The 19486-nt window shown below is 36.5% G+C and carries 14 protein-coding genes and 1 pseudogene; 8 read left to right on the top strand and 7 right to left on the bottom strand.

What is annotated here, in order from left to right; all coding sequences use genetic code 11:
• Positions 1-19: 19 nt before the first annotated feature.
• On the bottom strand, positions 20-2755 hold the full coding sequence (gene ppdK / locus AAGD59_RS05030; protein WP_265028063.1) for a pyruvate, phosphate dikinase: 2736 nt from the start codon (positions 2753-2755) through the stop codon (positions 20-22).
• Positions 2756-2965: 210 nt separating this feature from the next.
• Here ppdK and AAGD59_RS05035 point away from each other — a divergent pair, with 210 nt between their 5' ends.
• Complete coding sequence (locus AAGD59_RS05035) at positions 2966-3817, top strand: Rpn family recombination-promoting nuclease/putative transposase (RefSeq protein ID WP_015589151.1); 852 nt, start codon at positions 2966-2968, stop codon at positions 3815-3817.
• Between the two features lie 106 nt (positions 3818-3923).
• On the opposite strand, the gene AAGD59_RS05040 is transcribed toward AAGD59_RS05035, so the two are convergent.
• Positions 3924-5279 (bottom strand): phosphomannomutase/phosphoglucomutase, encoded by a 1356-nt coding sequence (locus AAGD59_RS05040; RefSeq protein ID WP_227738550.1) that lies wholly within the window; start codon positions 5277-5279, stop codon positions 3924-3926.
• A gap of 127 nt (positions 5280-5406) precedes the next feature.
• Between AAGD59_RS05040 and AAGD59_RS05045 the strand changes: the two genes are divergently transcribed.
• The 3 genes from AAGD59_RS05045 to AAGD59_RS05055 all read left to right on the top strand — a co-directional run bounded on the left by AAGD59_RS05045 (position 5407) and on the right by AAGD59_RS05055 (position 8766).
• A complete protein-coding gene (locus AAGD59_RS05045) occupies positions 5407-7488 on the top strand; it encodes a hypothetical protein (protein WP_341812898.1) in 2082 nt (693 codons plus the stop codon).
• Between the two features lie 509 nt (positions 7489-7997).
• Positions 7998-8261, top strand: coding sequence for an IS110 family transposase (locus AAGD59_RS05050; protein ID WP_144054592.1), 264 nt, complete (start codon positions 7998-8000; stop codon positions 8259-8261).
• Positions 8251-8766 carry an IS110 family transposase gene (locus AAGD59_RS05055; RefSeq protein ID WP_010081946.1) on the top strand — a complete coding sequence of 172 codons (516 nt, stop codon included), beginning with the start codon at positions 8251-8253 and terminating at the stop codon, positions 8764-8766. The genes AAGD59_RS05050 and AAGD59_RS05055 overlap by 11 nt, the downstream gene beginning before the upstream one ends.
• A 352-nt stretch (positions 8767-9118) precedes the next feature.
• On the opposite strand, the gene tsaD is transcribed toward AAGD59_RS05055, so the two are convergent.
• From tsaD to AAGD59_RS05070, 3 genes are all read right to left on the bottom strand, one after another.
• Positions 9119-10126, bottom strand: coding sequence for a tRNA (adenosine(37)-N6)-threonylcarbamoyltransferase complex transferase subunit TsaD (gene tsaD / locus AAGD59_RS05060; RefSeq protein ID WP_015589155.1), 1008 nt, complete (start codon positions 10124-10126; stop codon positions 9119-9121).
• 439 nt (positions 10127-10565) lie between these two features.
• Positions 10566-11303, bottom strand: coding sequence for a hypothetical protein (locus tag AAGD59_RS05065; protein ID WP_010081987.1), 738 nt, complete (start codon positions 11301-11303; stop codon positions 10566-10568).
• Between the two features lie 913 nt (positions 11304-12216).
• Complete coding sequence (locus AAGD59_RS05070) at positions 12217-13353, bottom strand: cysteine desulfurase family protein (RefSeq protein WP_151808057.1); 1137 nt, start codon at positions 13351-13353, stop codon at positions 12217-12219.
• Positions 13354-13508: 155 nt separating this feature from the next.
• Here AAGD59_RS05070 and AAGD59_RS05075 point away from each other — a divergent pair, with 155 nt between their 5' ends.
• On the top strand, positions 13509-14207 hold the full coding sequence (locus AAGD59_RS05075) for an alpha/beta hydrolase (RefSeq protein WP_341812899.1): 699 nt from the start codon (positions 13509-13511) through the stop codon (positions 14205-14207).
• Between the two features lie 238 nt (positions 14208-14445).
• On the opposite strand, the gene AAGD59_RS05085 is transcribed toward AAGD59_RS05075, so the two are convergent.
• The gene (locus AAGD59_RS05085) at positions 14446-15120 is read right to left on the bottom strand and encodes an ABC transporter ATP-binding protein (protein WP_015589159.1); all 675 of its coding nucleotides are present in this window, start codon (positions 15118-15120) and stop codon (positions 14446-14448) included.
• Between the two features lie 39 nt (positions 15121-15159).
• Positions 15160-15621, bottom strand: coding sequence for a HesB/IscA family protein (locus AAGD59_RS05090; RefSeq protein ID WP_141456915.1), 462 nt, complete (start codon positions 15619-15621; stop codon positions 15160-15162).
• Positions 15622-15668: 47 nt separating this feature from the next.
• Between AAGD59_RS05090 and AAGD59_RS05095 the strand changes: the two genes are divergently transcribed.
• The 3 genes and pseudogenes from AAGD59_RS05095 (at position 15669) to tnpC (ending at position 19400) form a co-directional block, all read left to right on the top strand.
• The gene (locus AAGD59_RS05095; protein ID WP_065106726.1) at positions 15669-16868 is read left to right on the top strand and encodes a deoxyguanosinetriphosphate triphosphohydrolase; all 1200 of its coding nucleotides are present in this window, start codon (positions 15669-15671) and stop codon (positions 16866-16868) included.
• Positions 16868-17950 carry a bifunctional diaminohydroxyphosphoribosylaminopyrimidine deaminase/5-amino-6-(5-phosphoribosylamino)uracil reductase RibD gene (gene ribD, locus AAGD59_RS05100; RefSeq protein ID WP_015589162.1) on the top strand — a complete coding sequence of 361 codons (1083 nt, stop codon included), beginning with the start codon at positions 16868-16870 and terminating at the stop codon, positions 17948-17950. The genes AAGD59_RS05095 and ribD overlap by 1 nt, the downstream gene beginning before the upstream one ends.
• Positions 17951-18062: 112 nt before the next feature.
• Positions 18063-19400, top strand: a pseudogene (gene tnpC, locus AAGD59_RS05105) (IS66 family transposase).
• The last annotated feature ends 86 nt before the right edge of the window (positions 19401-19486 follow it).

Here is a 19486-nt window from a genome sequence, read left to right on the forward strand (position 1 = left end):
CGTGACACTGGCATCTAATTTACCCAACACACTTAGATTTTATGCTAAACTGTGCTGCCACTAACTTTGCAACCGGTACTCTATAGGGTGAGCATGAAACATAATCCACCCCTGATTCGATGAGAAACTCTATAGATTTTGGATCTGCTCCATGCTCTCCACATATACCCAGTTTTATTTCTTTTCGGGTTTTTTTGCCTCTTTCAATGGCCATCTTGATTAACTCCCCTACCCCTTCGATGTCCAGCACTTCAAATGGGTCGTTTTCGAATATGTTGCTTTCCTTATAAGAATCGAGGAAATTAACTGAATCATCTCTTGAAAGTCCCATGGTTGTTTGCGTTAAATCATTAGTGCCAAAACTAAAGAACTCTGCATGTTTTGCTAACTTATCAGCAATCAGTGCTGCTCGTGGTAGCTCTATCATTGTTCCAATTGAGTACGCCTTGTCTGATGTCATTCCAGCGCGTGACGCTGGAATCTGCTTCTTGATCCTAGCTGAGATGACAGAGGATTCTTTCTTCACTAACTCGCATATCAAAACAAACTCTTTCTCATTCATGATAAAGGGGACCATGATTTCAGGCTCCACTTCTATCTTCTTTTCTTTCTTTAATTCACTTGCAGCACTAAGTATTGCCCTAATCTGCATGCTATATATTTCAGGATGAGAAATGGCAAGTCTACAACCTCGATGGCCAAGCATTGGGTTCTTTTCTGATAACTGTGCTATTTTATTTTTTACTGATTCAACTGACTTACTAAGTGATTTGGCGATTTTTTCTATAGTAGACTGATTATTGGGTAAAAATTCATGCAAAGGTGGATCAAGCAACCGTATAGTGACCTCCCTGCCCTCCATAATAGAAAATATTTCTTTGAAATCAGACTTTTGCATTTCTTCCAGTTTAATGAGCGCATTTGCCCTTTCATTTTCATCGTCAGCCATTATCAACTTTTGAATGAATTCGATTCTATCACTAGCGAAAAACATATGTTCTGTGCGACATAAGCCTATACCTTCTGCACCGAATTCTTTTGCAATTTTTGCGTCTTTTGGAGTATCAGCGTTCGCTCTCACTTTGACCGTTTTGATTTCATCTATCCAGTTGATTATCGTTTTGAATTCTTGCGATAATTCAGGTGAAATTGTAGGAAGAATGCCAAGCATAACCTCCCCTGTTCCTCCGTTGATGGTAATTGGTTCACCTTTATTTACTTTTGTATCCCCCACAGAAAAGAAAGTTCCATCTTTATCGATATAAAGTCCACTTACACTGCAAATGCATGGCTTACCCATTCCACGGGTTACAACAGCAGCGTGCGAGGTCATCCCTCCCCGTGCTGTTACTATGCCACTTGCAGCATTCATTCCATTAATATCTTCAGGACTCGTTTCTGACCTTACTAAAACCACTTTTTTACCCTGCTCTGCAGCTTTTTCAGCATCACTTGCACTAAACACTACATATCCAGAAGCAACCCCTGGAGAAGCCGGCAGTCCCTTCCCTATTACTTTTTGGTCACTCTTAACGTCAAGAACTGGATGCAATAAATTGTCAAAAGTTTTTGGATCAATTCTCAATATTCCTTCTTCTTTTGTAATCGTTCCTTCGTTTACCATATCAACTATTATGCGAATAGCAGCTTCAGCCGTGCGCTTGCCAGACCTAGTCTGCAAAATCCATAATTTACCGTCCTGTACAGTAAATTCGATATCCTGCATGTCTTTATAATGCCTTTCAAGTTTTTCACATACCGCGCATAATTCCAGGTAGACACTTGGCAGCAACTTCTCCATGGTGTTTTTTTGCTCTCCGTCAATTGGCATAGGAGTATAAACACCAGAAACCACATCCTCACCCTGAGCATTAACCAAAAACTCACCAAAAAGCTTTTTTTCCCCAGTTGAAGGATTTCGTGTAAATATCACACCAGTTGCAGAATTATCATTTAAATTACCAAAAACCATTGCTTGCACGTTGACCGCTGTTCCAAGGTTTTCAGGAATATTATGTATTTTTCTATAGGAAACAGCCCTATCATTTTTCCAAGAAGCAAATACTGCATTAACTGAGTTTAACAATTGCTCTTCAACGTTCTGCGGGAAATGTTTCTCAGTTTTTTCATATACTATCTTTTTAAAATCGTTAACAATTCTCTTTAAAACATCAACATCAAGATCAGCTAAGCTTTTTGCTCCACTCTTTTGCTGCTCATTATCAATAACATCTTGAAATAGGTGATGATCAAGCTGTAGTACAACATTGGAGTACATCATGATGAAACGGCAGTAGCTATCGTAAGCAAAACGTTCGCCACTTTTTTTTGCAAGCCCAACAACGGTTTCATCATTTAGACCAACATTTAAAATAGTATCAAGCATGCCCGGCATTGAACTAACACTACCAGAGCGTATGGAAATTAATAAGGGATTATTTAAATCCCCAAATTTACAACCGATGTCATTTTCGAGCATCGTCATGTAGTTTTTAATTCCACTACATATGTCATTCCAGTGCGTGACCACATTTTTTTCTGGATCCGAGTAATCAGATACTTGGATGACAGAAGATCTATTGTCTTGATAATAGACTTTGCAAGCAGAGGTGGAAATTGTGAAACCAGGTGGAACAGGAATGCCAACATTGCACATTTCTGCTAAATTTGCCCCCTTTCCTCCCAGCAGATTTTTCATTTCTGCATTGCCTTCGCATTTACCCTGGCTAAAGTAATGTATTAACTTTTCCCCCATCATTTTCTCCGGATTTTCACTGATAAACACATTGTACATATAGTTCCAATAAACCTGTGAGAACTTGAAACCTTAGGATAATAAATTTTACAAAATTTTGCAACAACGTTCCCTCTGGCAACATCAGTAAAGTTAACAAAAAAGATGACAAATTATTGAATTATTATCAATAAGAATATATAATATAAAGATACATTTAAAAATTTTTTTATGGCTCTTTCTAAGTTTCTCGACCCCAAGAATGATGTTGCGTTTCGGCGTATTTTTGGTACTGAAAAAAATAAAGACATCCTCATTCACTTTCTCAATGATATTTTGGGGTTCACTGGCAAAGATGAAATAAAAGAAATAGAATTCCTCAGCACTATTCAAGATGCTGAAATTGCCTCTAAAAAACAAAGTATCGTTGATGTTCTTTGCAGGGATGAAAATGGGGTGCAAGTAATAGTCGAAATGCAAGTTGCCAAAACTAAAGGCTTTGAAAAACGCGCTCAATATTACGCTGCTAAAGCTTATTCAAGGCAAGCTGATAAAGGTGATCAATATCAGGGTCTTAAAGAAATCATTTTTATAGCTATTGCTGATTGTATTCTCTTTCCTAATAAATCTGAGTATAAGTCAGATCATGTAATGTTAGACAAAGATAGCTATGAACATGATTTAAAAGATTTTTATTTTACATTTATTGAGTTACCAAAATTTCCTAAAACTAAAGAAGACCAATTGGAGAGTATAGTTGAAAAATGGATCTATTATTTTAAATATGCAGATGAAACTAGCGAAGAAGAATTGGAAAAGATAATAGGTAGTGATGTAATAATTAAAAAGGCATATGAAGAACTAAATAGATTCAACTGGTCAGAGAAAGAATTTATTGCCTACGAACAGGAAATAAAACGTATTCGTGATGAACGGGCTGTTCTTGAACAAAAACTTGATGATGCTAAAAAGGAAGGAAAAATTGAAGTTGCAAAAACAATGCTAGCTAATAATGTTGATGTCACCACTATTGTTAAGTTTACTGGCCTCTCCATGAGTGAGATCAAAGAATTGCAGAATTAAGTGGACCCGCAAACGGTTACACGAAATAATGCTGCAGCCTGACCAGATGATAAGTACATTTAGCCTATTTATCTTTATACTTTCATGTCAATTTTATAAATCAAATTTATTTCTGTGAGTAGCTACAATTTAAAGACCTTGCTTCATCAATGTAATGGAACAAAACCTTTTTAGTAAGTTCAAAACCCTCTAAAGTCTCTCCTTCGCATCTTGCTGTAATGCAGTTTTGCGTATTTGATACCCTAAGAAGCCACCAACCTTTATTATCGGTTACCTTAACACCATCAAGATCTGAAAATACAATATTTTGCTGCTCCAGTGTTTTCTTTATTGACTCAATTATTTGAAACTTTTTCTCATCTTTCACTACAATCTTCACTTCATGAGTGATATATAACTTCGGTAAATCCTCAATCACCTGAGATAGGCTTTGGTTTTTCTTAAGCAAAATGTCAACTGCTTTAACAGCAGAATATAGCCCATCATCAAAACTTAGCTCAGAAAAGAAGAAGTGCCCGCTTAATTCACCAGCAAACTTTGCCTCTTCCTCTACCATCTTCTTCTTAACTAGTGAATGTCCAGTAGCACAGGTGATAACTTGCCCTCCTAACTTGCTAACAAAATCATGCACTTTCATACTCATTTTTACGTTAGCAATAACTTTGCTTTCTGGATATTCCTCCAACACTTCACGTGCAAAAATTATAAATAAATGGTCATTGGAAACAACGTTGCCTTTATTATCAATTAAGCGCACCCTATCGCTATCGCCATCTAGCGCAATGCCAAGATCACATCCATATTCCTTCACAATGTCAATTAATTGAGCAAGATTTTTTTCCTCTATGGGATCTGGATCATGCAGTGGAAATGCCCCATCTATAGAGTTATTGGTTACGATGTGCGTATGACCAGGCAAGATCTTTTCAATATACCTTATAATTCCACTTGCTGGACTATTTCCACAATCCCAGGCTATTTTTAATTTCTGTGTAGTATTATTCTTCACTGCACTTTTCAATATGCTAATGTACTCACTATATATATTTATGTTAATTAAGCTTCCAATTCTTGTGCTGTTTTTAATTGGACTGCTTATAATTTCCTTCATTTCTTGATCTGAGAAGACTTTTTTATTACTAAAAAATTTAAAGCCATTATATTCGCTGGGGTTATGAGAGGCAGTTATTATGATACCAAGATCCGCCTGTGTGATTTGTGTTGCAGCGTAAAGCATAGGTGAAGAGCATAGTCCAACGCGTATAACATTTGCACCGGATAAAGTTAAGCCCCTAATTAATTCTCTTTCTATACCTGGTGAATCTATTCTGCTGTCGTAGCCGACACAAACACTAGCTACGGTTTGGCCAAACTTTCTACCTATCTCGTACCCATCATTAATCTGCAAATCTTTGCCTACTATACCTCTAATATCGTATTTTCTTATAATGGTATTGTCCATACTGTACTTCTTGAAGTGACTACTATATAACATTTTGGCCAAATGCTCAAGTTTATTTATCCAACAATTAGTTGACTCTTTAAAGAAATCTGTTAATATTATAGTATATTTTTTAAAATGTAAAATTATGCCACAGGAAAACGAAAATGTATTTATAGCTGAAAGTCAAAGTTTAGATGTAGATGAACAGCAGAAAAAGGATATTTTAGATGTGATTGAATCTTGTAGCAGCTTTCAAGAAACTATAAAACAATTGGAGGAAAAAAATTTAATCTGGTATTTTATTGGCCCTTTACGCAAAGATGAGGACATTACAGGACAGATAAATTTAAAGTGGGAAAAGGAGTTCCAAAAATTTGAGCAATCAATAAATGAAACACATAGAGAATTTGAAGCATCTTTACCAAATCAAAATTTCTTAGCGTATTCAACAAAAGATGATGACTTCAAAATTAGATTTGAAAATGAAGAAAAACCAATAGAAATTAGCAATATTTTAAGAGCTAGCAGTGAAGGTAAGGTTTATAACATATCTTTAGGGAAAGATAGTCAAATAACTGCAACCAAAAAAGGCAGCGAAAGGCACTATGATTTTACTGGTTCAAGCTCATGTGAAATGACCATTAATTGGCAGGCTAAGGATTCTGAAGGTAACAGCATAGACTGTAGCATGACCGTAAAATTGGATTCTGGTGGTATACAGAGTGTTATTGGTGAGCCAAAATTTGGAGGAATAACGAGTTCAGAAGAAGTATTAAAGTTAGTTGGACAAAATAAAGAAGTTTTTATCAACAGAAAAACTCTGTATCAAGCTTTTACTGATATAGGTCAAGATATGGACAGTCTCGAGCCCACACAAGATCTATCATCGCAATTGCCTACACCAAGCAGCAGTGGGTATTCCTCTCCTAGCACACCTTCTTCACGTAGAAGTTCTATATCCACCAGCAGTGAATTTAGTGATGAAGATGAAATATTTGAGGATGATATGTCTGGTGATGAAGAAGAGTATGAGCAAGAAGGATTAAAAGATAAAGTAGATGAAATTATAAACGAAATTGAGGAATTAAAGGAAGGAAAAGAAACATTTGCTCAACATTTTGCAGCGCAGGCAAAGCAGCTTGAGGATCTAAGATTAGAACGTGACTCCTTGAGAGATAAAGTCAATGAACAACAGCGAGCGATATTTGAAAGAGGTCAAAGAATAAAGGAACAAGAGGAAGAACTACAGGATAAAAATGATGTAATAAAGAACTTAAATAATCAGTTGAAAGATAAGGAAGGTGAAACAAATGAGGCAAATAAAGAATTACAGAGAAAATTGAAGCAAAGTGAAGCTAATTTAACTGTACTAAAGGAAAAGAATGCAAATTTGGAGAATGACCTGAAGAAAATAGTGGAAGGTTTAAAGGATGATCATAAAAAGCAGTTGGCAGAACAGTTAATGGAAACAAAAAAGGAAAACAATACATTGGCTGAAACGGCGAGCCAATTGTCTGAAGAATTAAATGAATTACAGAGAGAAAAGGAAGACTTAGAGAGGGAAATTCGACAACTTGAACCTGGAAGATCACTTGCAGATGAGCTAAGCGAAGAAAATACGAAGGGGGAAATAGAAAAGCTTCAATATCAACTTAAGGAAAAGGAAGGGATGTTAACGTGTACACAGGAAGAGCTGGCATCTGTCAAAGAGAGTCTAGAGCAACTGCAGAACATATTACAGCAGGAAAAAGGTCAGGCAACTCAAACTGAAGTTGAATATGAAAGTAGAGGAACAAGCATGCAGCAGCAAGACCAAGGTATACAAGCTGTAAACAACAACTCAAGCAGAACAGCTAGTGGGTTAAGACAAGAAAACAAAAAATTGACTAGAGACAAACTAACTATATCTGAACAATTAAAACAAAAAATAAGAGAGATTGACGAGTTAAAGAAAAATTTAAAGCAACTGCAAGAAGAAAATAAACAACTCAAACAAGAAGTTACTAAAAATGCAGGAGTTGATGCATCATCTTCAACAGGTCAAAAAGAAGCTAAAGAAGCAGAAGTTATACCGCAAAACATTATGGATTGGCCTGTTCCAATTCCAGATGATAAACCGGAAGAGCAGAAAACTCCATTAGAGCCAATCAAGGTAAATACAGAATTATCAGATCCAAAATCAATCCCTGCTGAGGGTCCGGAAAAATCTCCTCCTCTTTCAAAATGATGAGTTTTGCTTCTATAGCTGACCCAAGCAACACGTCATCCCGCGATTTATTCGCGTTATCTCAGCCGCTAACACGTAGCGGGATACTTAACCGTCATACCGTGATTTATTCACAGTATCTCTTAGCCACTAACAAGCAGCGGGATGACAGCAATCCTACGTCATGCCGCCGCGGTACCTCTAGATCCCGCTAACTAGTAGCGGAATGACGAATTTTTGTTTTTCAAATTATAGCTAAACATACTGTAATTGCTATTGAATGATGGAGAGACATACTCCATTATTTTAGCACGAAGTAACAAATTCAATGAATTGGTTCTTCAAAAATAATTTAAACTTTTACAGTAGGTCATGAAATATTATAGCGATCTCATTAAAAGAAACTTTTATAAGTATCGTTGATGAGAAAGGAAAAGTTGTTAAGGAAGAAGTTGTTGCAAGCGAAAGTAAGGCAATAGCAGATTAGCCAAGGCAAAAAATACGAACCCATAGGAATAGAAAGTGGATAGTTGTCAATATCAATGTGCAAAGAGTTAAGGAGTTTTGGATTACCAGCAATTTGTGTAGATGCAAGGCATATGGCAGCAGCGTTGTCTGCAAGAATCAATAAGAATGATAAAAACGATGCGAGGGGTATAGCGCAGATGATGAGAAGTGTTAGTAAAATCAGTTGTCAAATTAAAATAGCGCTTGGAAGCAGAAGACAGCTAATGTGTAGCAAACAGCAGGTTATTGGAACAATAAGAGGGTTGTTGAAGATACATGGTCGGTAAAGGATCAAAATTTGAAACTTTCGCTTTAAGAATACAAGAGGCAATAAATAATTTGGATGAAATCAGTAGGAGTTCAATTGAAGCGTTAGTTTGTAGTTTGGAAGCAATAGAAAAGTCATTAAGAAAGCTTGACAAAATGCTTTCAGAACAAGGTGAAAAAGACGATGATTGTAAATTGTTAACTACTGTTCCAGGAGTGGGGATTATAGTAGCAATGACGTATAAAGCTGCAATTGATAACCCACATAGGTTTGAGAAATCTGATACAGTTGGAGCATATATAGGGTTGACACCAAGGCAATATTCTTCTGGAGAAGTTGATCGGCATGGCAGCATATCAAAGATGGGACCAGCGGAATGTAGAAGTATGTTATATGAAGCTGCACAAACAATGCTTACAGTTACCAAGAGGACATTTAAATTAAAAAACTGGGGTTGCGAAGAAAAAAGGAATGAAAAAAGCAATTGTAGCAGTAGCAAGAAAATTAGCTGTAATTATGCATAGGATGTTGGTTGATAAAACAGAATTTTATTATCAATAAACATCAAAAGAGCATAGGACAATAATTTTATTGAAAATAAAGATAGCAATGCCGATGGAAGGGACAAGCAAGAACTTAGTTAGACTTCGTGGTAAATATGTTGCCGTCCACTTCCGCCTAACAAGTATAATGCGGCTTGACAAATTTATTGTCATCTCAGACCGCGGAGAGAACCATATGCTACTTTTAACTTATGTAAAATTACCAAGGATTATGGAGAAGATATGCTGTTTTGATTTGTGTGAAAATTATTGTTGACTTATGTGCAATTAGAGAACCTAAGTCACTTTAGCTATAATTCAGAATTGAGAGCTTTTAATAACTTTCCAATTCCCACTTTGGTCTTGGTGCAAAATTAAGTGGATCTATATAATTTTTCTGTAACCTTTCAATTCCTGTCCATCCAACCATAATTGCATTGTCTGTACATAGGTCGTTAGGGGGAAAAAATATGTTTAAGTTTATGTGTTGTTTTAATTTTTCTCTCAAGAAATTATTTGCTGCAACTCCGCCGGTAATCACAAAGTCATTGATTTTGATATTTAAAGATTCGGCCATAATAATCGCATTACTAACCCTGTCCAGCAGTATGTCACTAATACACTCTTGAAACGAAGCACATACATCACACACATCTTGCTCGCTCATTTTAAGTTCTTGTACTAAGTTTTTTACTGCTGTTTTAATCCCAGAAAACGAAAAGTTACATCCAGAACGTTTTATCATTGCCCTTGGCAGTTTGAATCTTGTGCCATTGCCTTTTTTAGCCAACTTTTCAATTAATGGGCCTCCTGGGTAGCTTAAACCCAGCATCTTAGCAACTTTATCAAATGCTTCTCCTAGTGAATCATCGAGCGTTTCTCCAAGTTTAATGTATTTACCTACATCCTGTGCAATTAAAAATTGGCAGTGACCACCTGATATTAGTAGGACTAAAAATGGAAATTTTACCTCATGCAGTAACCTAATAACCAATGCATGCGCTTCTAAGTGATTCACTGCAATGAACGGTTTTTGTGCTACATGCGCAATTGCTTTAGCCATCATTGTACCAACTATTAATCCACCTATGAGTCCTGGTCCTGATGTTGCTGCAATTGCATTGAGGTCACAAAAGTTAAGGTTAGATTTTTCCACGGCGCTTTTTATTAGACCACTTAAATGCTTCATATGAGCACGTGAAGCTATTTCAGGGATCACCCCACCGCGTTTTTTGTGTTCTACTTGAGAAAGAATCTTGTGAGCAAGGACTTGCTTGTCACTATTTACAATCGCTACTGCAGTTTCGTCGCAGCTTGTTTCAACAGCTAAAATGGTTTTCATGTATATTTAGTTACTGTATTACCAAAACTATACTTTGAAACGCTGTAGAAGTTAACTGCAAAGTTAACTTCTATAGCTAAAAGATTTACCGACAACCGTCATTCCGCTACGTGTTAGCTGATGAGATACCGCGCACAACTGTACGAACATTCATTCTTAAAGGTAAACTGCACAGCAAATGGTGTCATTCCAGTGCTTGACACTGGAATCCAGCCTTGCCGTAATCTCATCAAGAACGTTGTGTTTTAACATAAGATCAGCCACTTTTATGCTCACCAACTTAGTGCCCAATCCAAATTCCTGGATTCCAGTGTCAAGCACTGGAATGACACCATCTACTACTCAAATTACCTGCAAATTGCAATGTTCGTACACCAAAAGAATGAATCGCGGTATGACGGTTCGCGGCGGCATGACGTAGGAAAACCTGCACTATAAGCTAATCATCATCTCCAAATATAGAGCTAATTTTTTTGCCCCCAGGAGAAAATTTATTAGTCCAACTGCTTTGCACTTTGGTTACGTCTTTAGTGGCAGTTTTATTGCTGTATTCCTTGATTTCCTTATCTATTCTCTCCATCATTTGTGAATCAAGGTAGCTCTTTTTCCATTGGCCAGTAGCAAGGAACACTTTGTTTAAGTCTTGAGTGCGGATTAAGTATTCTTTATCTTTAGGGTAAACCTCCTGCGCCCAAGCAAATAGCTCAAAATAGCGTGCAAATAATTCAGATGCACGTGATTTTGCAGTTTGATAAGCCTGTATCTCCTTAAATATAACTTGGCCGATAATTTTCTGCACAAGAATATTTGCTTGCTTTAGGTTCTGCTCAATATCCTGGTAAACTTTATGGAGAAATTCCTGTTCCAAACTTAAGTTCAGTTCATTTTCAACCATGTGTGAAAGTTCATGCACTATAATGTATGGGTTTGACTTCCTCAGTACAATAACATATCTATTTACACTGGAAGACCTGATTGTCTTACACACTCCCTCTTCCATATCCACTAATCCCTCTTGGTATATTTCAAATGAGAGCCTGTTTTGCTTTATTAGTGATAAAGTGAGGTTTAATGTGTTTCTAAACTTCTCAAATTGATAGAGATATTCGACATACCGTATTGCATTTTCACTGCTTCCTACTTGAGTTGCTTGTTTTATTAAATTCCTGATTAGCATACCTCATTATTAAAGGAATTCTTTTTATACTCAAGAATTGATTGGCTACAAAGTGTTTTTAGGAAGCCTGATTGCATAGCTAAAGTAATTCATGTTTACTGATAACCGTCATACCGCTGCTTGTCAGCGGGATCTATGGTGAGATACCGTGAATGAATCCATAGCTGTACGAACATTCATTTTTGAAGGTAAATTGCACAGCAAATGGTGTCATTCCAGTGCTCTTTTTTTGTCATCCCAGTCTGGGATCTATTTTGCATGTAACTCCAATTGTGTTTTGGCATAAAACGCGACACGTATTAGACTTATTTGCAAGCAAAGCTTGCTAGATCCAAGTAGTCAGGGCACTGGGATGACATTACAGGGGCACTGAAATGACACCATTTTCGGTCTCTTAAATTGCTTTAGCCATAAATATTTAAGAAATTTACTAAATAAAAAAAAGGCAAAAGAAGCCCCGTGGTGGTTGGCTATTTACTATGTACTAAAATATCGGCGTTTTTTTTATTCTAAAACGCTTGATTAAGAGCGATTTAGCTGCTTTTAACTTGCAACTAACCTACACCGCAAGTGTTTAAGAAATTTACTAAGCAGGAAAAAAGGCAAAGAAACCCCGTAGTAGCTAGCATTCAAATTCTCCCTTGTCAATTTGACGTTTTTTGCTGTCTTAAACGCTTTGTAAGCGCGTTTCGGCTTATATAGGTAAAAACCTAAAAATTTTTAAAGACATGCGATGCACGTAGTGCGAAAAATTAAACATGAGACGCCAAATACCCTAAGTTTTTTGTCATTAACCTGCACAGATTGCGAAGATAAATAAATAGCTTCACTGTTATGATAAGGGGGCTGGCGAAACTTGTAAAGGAATTTTTTACATCTAATTTATAGCTCCCTGCATGATATCACGTATTATCTATACCAAGGAGTTCTGCTTGTAGATATTATACCAACAATCCACTATTTTTTTTATGTCTTGTGGTTTAGTTTCTGGACCTATACTGATTCTAATTGAACACTCTGTTTGCTCTTTTGTTGCCCCCATTGCAAGCAAAACATGGGAAGGCTCAACTTTTCCAGAAGAACATGCGGAGCCATTACTAACTGCAATATAATTCAAGTCAAAATGCATGAGCTGCACATCACTCTTTACTCCTGGCATATAAATAAAACTTGTGTTTGGCAGCCTCTTAGAGTTTTTACCGAAGATTCTTATGTCACTGACAAGATTTAATAATTCACACTCTAATTGATCGCGTAGCTCCTTTACTTCATCCATTTTTGATAGAAGATCTGGAATATTTTGCAGTGCAGCAGAAAGGCCTGCAATCGCAACAATATTTTCCGTACCACCACGAAATCCCTTCTCTTGTCCACCACCTATTATAATAGGTTCTATCGCAAGTTCTTTATTGAATATTAAAACTCCACTGCCTGCTACACCGCCAAATTTATGGGCGGATAAAGTGAGTAAATCCACTCCTAAATCTTCCATATTAACTTTAATTTTCCCAACACTTTGAGCAGTGTCAGTGTGGCAAATTGCTCCAAATTTGTGGGCTATTTCAGCTATTTCCTCAATAGGTTGAATAACTCCGGTTTCGTTATTTGCCATCATAACTGAAACTATTGCTTTGTTTCCTTTAAGTTCGCTTAGAATTTTTTCTAGCTCTAAAAAGTCAACAATGCCCTCCTGATTAACGGGTATTATGTATGGATTACATGCAGAATTAAGAATTGAAGGATGCTCTATAGCTGAAATTACATGCAGGTAGCCTGCTATTCCTCTCATAACAAGGTTATTCGCTTCGGTTGCACCAGACGTGAAAACTATTTCTTTATCACTTGAGACGCCAATAGCACCACGTACGTTATCTCTTGCATCCTGAAGAATCTTCCTCGCTTCTTGTCCTCTTTTATGTAGTGATGATGGATTGAGCGTTTGTTTTAACAAGACCTCAAATATACTTTTTTTTACATTTTCACTAATTGGAGCAGTTGCATTGTAATCAGCATATACGCAACCACTATTTTCTAAAGAGAATGGACTCATCTGTCACTTAAATAAGTTTACCATCAACTATAGCCATAACTATGTACGTTAGCTTTAACACGATAAAAAATTTATTGCAAAAACAGCGAAATTAATACATAATTAATAACTCACGTCATTAATACCTGTCAAGCGGGTTCTTATTAGGGGTTACCATGGTTGAAGTTTTTTTGAATAATGCAACAAGAAAGATAGAAGGTGAATACCACCAAAGCAAAGATGCCAACGCGCCGGTTGTGCTGGTTTTACATCATCATCCTCAATATGGTGGTAATATGGATAGTAAAATTGTACATAGTACATATACGTCTTTTATCGATAACAATTTTTCTGCATTGAAGATTAACTTTCGTGGTGTGGGAAAATCTACCGGAACTTTTGATAAGGGTATAGGAGAATTAACTGACGCTGCGGTAGCCATTGATTGGCTTCAGGAACATAATCCTAGCAATGTTCCAATTTGGATCGCTGGTTTTTCTTTTGGAGCATGGGTGGCTATGCAGCTAACAATGCGCCGCCCTGAGATAGTGGGTTTTATTGGTCTTTCTCTTCCGGTAACTAAGTACGATTTTTCTTTTCTTTCTCCCTGTCCAGTTTCTGGGCTTATAATACAAAGCAGTAATGATACAATCTCAGAAGAAAGCGATGTAACAGAATTAGCAAAAAGGTTGATAAATTCAGTAAGAAGTGATCACATGAAATACCATATAATAGATGATACTAATCACTTTCTAAAGGATAAAGAAGAGGAAGTGACTCAAATCGTGGACAATTATATAAAACTGCGCTTGAATAGTGCAACTATTTCTTTTCAAAAGGTCAAAAAAGAGGTAAGGGTAAAAGAATATGCCTAATCTTTACAAACAAGAGAAATGAGTGTAGTAATATAAATGAAAAGGTTTTGTTATGTTTAAAAAGCTATTATTTTTTGTTTTAGCTGTGTTTATGTTATCGGGGTGTTCCCTAAGTAAACAGCGCAAGTTAAAAAGTCCGTGTATAAAAAGCAATGAAAGCATTTCATGCGAGTTGTACTCTGTTAATGATCATTGGTTAGATAAGTATAAGGCATAGAAATTGTGCTATTTTTCCTATTCACAACTTCACTAATGATCGATCTCTCAATTGGAAAATGCAGTCTGCCTTTTCTGCAAGGAGATGATTGTGTGTTACTATAAGCATAGAGCTGTTATTTTCCTTTACGTATGAATGTAGCAGTAAAAACACCTTAAAAGAATTTGTTGGATCTAAATTTCCTGTTGGCTCATCTGCAAGTAAAAGCTTTGGAGAATTTACAATGCTTCTTGCAATTGCAACTCTCTGCCTTTCCCCACCCGAAACTTCAGATACCATGCTACTTGCTTTGTTTTCCAGACCAAATTTTTCCAACATTGCTTGCGAATTTTTTTTTGCTTCAGCTTTGCTTTTTCCTGCAATGAGTTGAGGAAGCATAATATTTTCCAACACCGATAACTCTTGTAACAAATAGTGAAATTGATAAACAAAACTAAGAAAATTTCTTCTTACATGAGTTTTATGCTTATTACTGGCTTGTGTGCAATTTATTCCATCTATCGTAACTATACCTGAAGTTGGCTTGTCCAACAAGCCTGCGATTTGCAATATAGTTGTTTTCCCTGCACCTGAATTGCCAATCAGCGCTACTACTTGCCCTCTTGTAACACTTAAATTGATATCCTTTACAACAGCAGAATTGTCCTTGAAGCTTTTATCTACAGAAGTTAGTTCTAGTGCTACATTACCACCCATGTTTAAAAGATCCAGAAGGCATCTAAGTTTTAGTAATAATTAAACCGAAAAACTGTTACCACAACCACATTGAGACTTAGCAAAGGCATTCTTTATTTGAAAACCAGAACCACTGAGATCCTCAGTATAATCTATAACTGAGTTATTTAAAAATTTTGCTGAACAATTATCAACCATTAATACAGGGTTTCCATTTTCATCATTAATTACTATATCTTTACCTTTTTTGCTAAAACTGGAGTGGCTTCTATAGTCCTCACTTTCTTCATAGTCATCATCTTCGTCTTCGTCATCAAACTCATCATCGTAATCATCGTCTTCATCATCCAAAGATAGATTTTTATTCATTTGATCCATAAGAAAATTGTATTTGAAGCCAGAACATCCACCACCTGAAACTGCAACCCGTAAAATGGAACTCTTATCCCCTTCCTGCTCTGCAAGAGAGTGGATTTTTTTTAGTGCATTATCAGTTAAGTTGATGTTGTAATTTGTTGACATAGTAACCACCGTTTATTATTGATAACTTATTATAGTAGAAATTTTACATGTCAAACAATAATTTTCTATTAAATTATGCATGTTTTCCAAGCAAAACAAAAGGGAGATACTTCAAAGAGCCAGAAGATGAGAATCGCAGCTGCTTTCAGCGTGATAGGGACCGTATCATTCACTCTAATGCGTTTAGAAAGTTGGAGTACAAAACACAAGTTTTTATCAATTATGAGCACGACTACTATCGCACTCGGCTTACTCATAGCCTTGAAGTTGCACAAATTGCAAGGTCCATTGCGCGTAGACTTGGCTTAAATGAGGATATCACTGAATGCATAGCGCTCGCACATGATCTTGGTCATCCTCCATTTGGTCATGCAGGTGAAGATGCTCTAAAGAAATCAGTTCAAGATTTGAATCTTGATAATGAGAAGTATGAGTTTGATCATAATGTTCAAGCTATAAGGATTTTAACTTATCTTGAACAAAAACATGCTGATTTTGATGGTATGAATCTAAGTTGGGAGGTGATTGAAGGAGTTGCAAAACATAACGGTCCCTTGCTTGGTCAAAACGCGGAGTCTTCTACAAGTAATCAGCTGTTATTAGAATACAACAAAAAATATGATCTAAAACTTGAAGAATTTTCAAGCATTGAAGCGCAAGTTGCTTCAATTGCCGATGATATTGCTTACAGTGTTCACGATCTTGATGATGCACTCAGGGCGAATTTAGTAACCATCGAAGATTTGCTGAATGTTCCTTTAATTGAAAAAATGTTTAAAGACATAAGGAGCAGATATTCAGAATTGCCTCAGAGCAAACTCATACATGAATCACTGAGTGGAACTATAGGAACTATGATAAGTGATGTTGTTTCTCAGACTGAAAGAAATATTGAAGATCACAAAATAAAAAGCGTAGAAGACGTAAGAAGTCTAAATAAAATGCTAGTCACATTTTCACCAGAAGTTGCGAATGCTACAAAAGAAATGAAAAGATTCAACATGGAGAAAATATACAGAAGCTATAAACTGAGTAGAACGATGAACAAAGCAAAACGCATAATACAGGAACTCTTTCAATGTTTTTATGAAAACCCAGGATTACTTCCCACAGAGTGGAGCAAACTCGCTTGTGAATCTCAGCGTTCAGTAATAATATGTGACTATATCTCAGGTATGACAGATAGATTTGCTATACACGAGCACAGAAGAATTTTTGATACCTCATACGAAATGACTTCTTTCTAATGACTGATGATCATTTCATGTCAATTGCATTAAGGCTTGCAGAAAAAAATCTTGGAAATGTTGCACCAAATCCTGCTGTCGGGTGTGTTATTGTAAAGGATGGTACAATTGTTAGTGAGGGATACACAGGGATTGGTGGGCGTCCGCATGCGGAGGTAGTCGCTTTGCAAAACGCTAAAGATTCAACTCATGGCGCAACTATATATATCACTCTTGAGCCATGTTGTCATCACGGAGTCACGGGGCCTTGCACTGCAAAAATCATAAAAGCTAGCATAAAAAGAGTAGTAATTGCAACTATTGACCCAGATAGTAGAGTTTCAGGCAGAGGCATGAAAGCTCTGAAAGAAGCAGGAATTGAAGTTGAGCAAGGTATTATGCAAAAAGAGGCAAAAGAACTGAATGTCGGTTTTTTCACCACTAAAGAATTACATAGACCATTTATAGCTTGCAAAGTCGCAACAACTCTTGACGGAAAAATCGCAACATTTACAGGCGATAGCAAATGGATAACAAGTGAAAATACGAGAAATTGGGTGCATGAGCTTAGAGCAAAATATGATGCAATTATGATTGGCAGCAATACTCTTATTAATGATGATCCACTCTTAACTTGCAGATTACCAGGACTTGGAAGTAGATCGCCAATAAGGCTAATTATAGATAGCCAAGGGAGATTAAAGGAAGAGCATAACATTGCAAAGACTGCAGACAAAGTAATAACTTGGGTCATCACAAATAAAGAAGTAGAGAAAAAAATAAAAAACATTAACTACTTAGTAGTTAATTCAAGCAACGCAGGTAAGGTTTGCCTAAAGGACATGGCATTAAAACTTGTTTCAGAAATTGGTATAACAAGATTATTAGTTGAAGGTGGAGGAGTGTTAATCACAGAACTATTAAAGTGTAATTTAATCGACAGGTTGATAATATGCCGCAGTGGTAAAATTTTAGGCAATGATGCCACTCCTTTTGTAGGAGATTTAGGGATTCAATTCATTAACAACTGTTATCAGTTTAAAAAAACAAAGATAATAGAGTTTAGTGAGGATATAGTTGAGGTTTGGGATAGGTCGTCATAATCCTTACATACTCAAACAGTAAAAAAAAGGTATCCGTTCAGCGGAGCGGTAAAATAAAAAGTAGACAAGGAGTGCTAAAAACATAATATCACAAGTAGTATGTGTGGTAAATATGTCTGATCTACTAGCTAGTCTTCTCAAGCTCTGTGAAAGCTTTAAAATAGAGATAGAGCAACTAAAAGCAGAGATAAAGAGGTTAGAGATAGAAAACGAAAATTTTAGATCTGAGAATAAGGCGCTAAGAATCGAAAATGCTGAATTGAAAGAAAGACTAGGTCTGAATTCACAAAATTCATCGATACCGAGCTCAAAAGAGTTATACAAGCTAAAGAAGAAAAAGAAAAAAAGTGACAGGAAAATAGGGGCACAGATTGGGCATGAAGGAAAGTATCGCCCTAAAATGGAAGCAGATGAAGTGGTGAAAATAGAGTTCTTGCGAGTGCGGAGGAGAAATTGCGATATCGAAAGAGCCATACATTCATCAAAAAGTTGATTTGCCAGCTTATGTTGTGGAATACCAATGGCCGCTGTTGCAAGTGTGGAAAAAGAAAAAGTAGCAGGCTACCAGAAGGTGTTACTGCGGATACATTTGGTCCAAAAGTTAAGTCAACAATTGCGGCGCTGAGCGGATTTTACAAGAACTCGAAAAGAGAAGTAGCAAATATTATAAAAAATATTTTCAACCTGGACATCAGTGTTGGTAGCGTGTCAAATAGCGAGGCTAGAGTTGCAGAAAAATGCCAAGAAGCATATGAGCAAATCGAGCAAGAAGTAAGTAAAAGTGAAGTTCTGCATATCGATGAAACGAGCCATTATAACAAAGGTAAACTTGGTTGGTGCTGGATGTTTGCCAGTAATACAGCAAGTTTTATAAAATTGACAGAGTCAAGAGGAATGAAGGTTTTACAAAATAGTAAGTTCTGCAATCGCAATAGCTTACGACAGGTACGCAGCATACAACTACTTTGCCGATAAGAACAGGCAAATCTGTTGGGCACATTTATCAAGAGATTTTGAAAGATTAGCACATAGTTGAAGTTAAAGTTCTGGGCTGTTACTTAAGAAACGTAGCCACTGAATTATTTGCACTAAAAAAGGCCTTGCTAAAAAATGAGATAGATGTTTTTAGATTTACCAGACGTGCCAGAAAATTGCGAAAACGTACAAGGTATTACTTGAAGCCGTTTACCTGAAGCAATTGGAGCTTCTCGAGTTGCAAAAAATATTTTGAAATCTGAAAGAATAATGTGGAATTTTTTAGATGACCCAGAAAACATTCCGCTGACAAATAACCATGCTGAACGGCAAATACGGCATTATTCGTTTATCGCAAAAATTCATATTTTACCCAATCGAAGTGGGGAACTTGAACGGATAATTTCATTATACTTGACATGGAAACAAATGGGCTTTCCAAAACCTCTTATCTATCATCTCTCACACCGCTTAGCTGAACGGATACAACCCAAGAAAGGTTTTTCTACGTCATACCGCCGCGGTATCTCAGCATAGATTCCGCTAACGAGTAGCGGAATG

This window comes from Wolbachia endosymbiont (group A) of Cephus spinipes, assembly GCF_964026895.1.
GTDB lineage: Bacteria > Pseudomonadota > Alphaproteobacteria > Rickettsiales > Anaplasmataceae > Wolbachia > Wolbachia pipientis.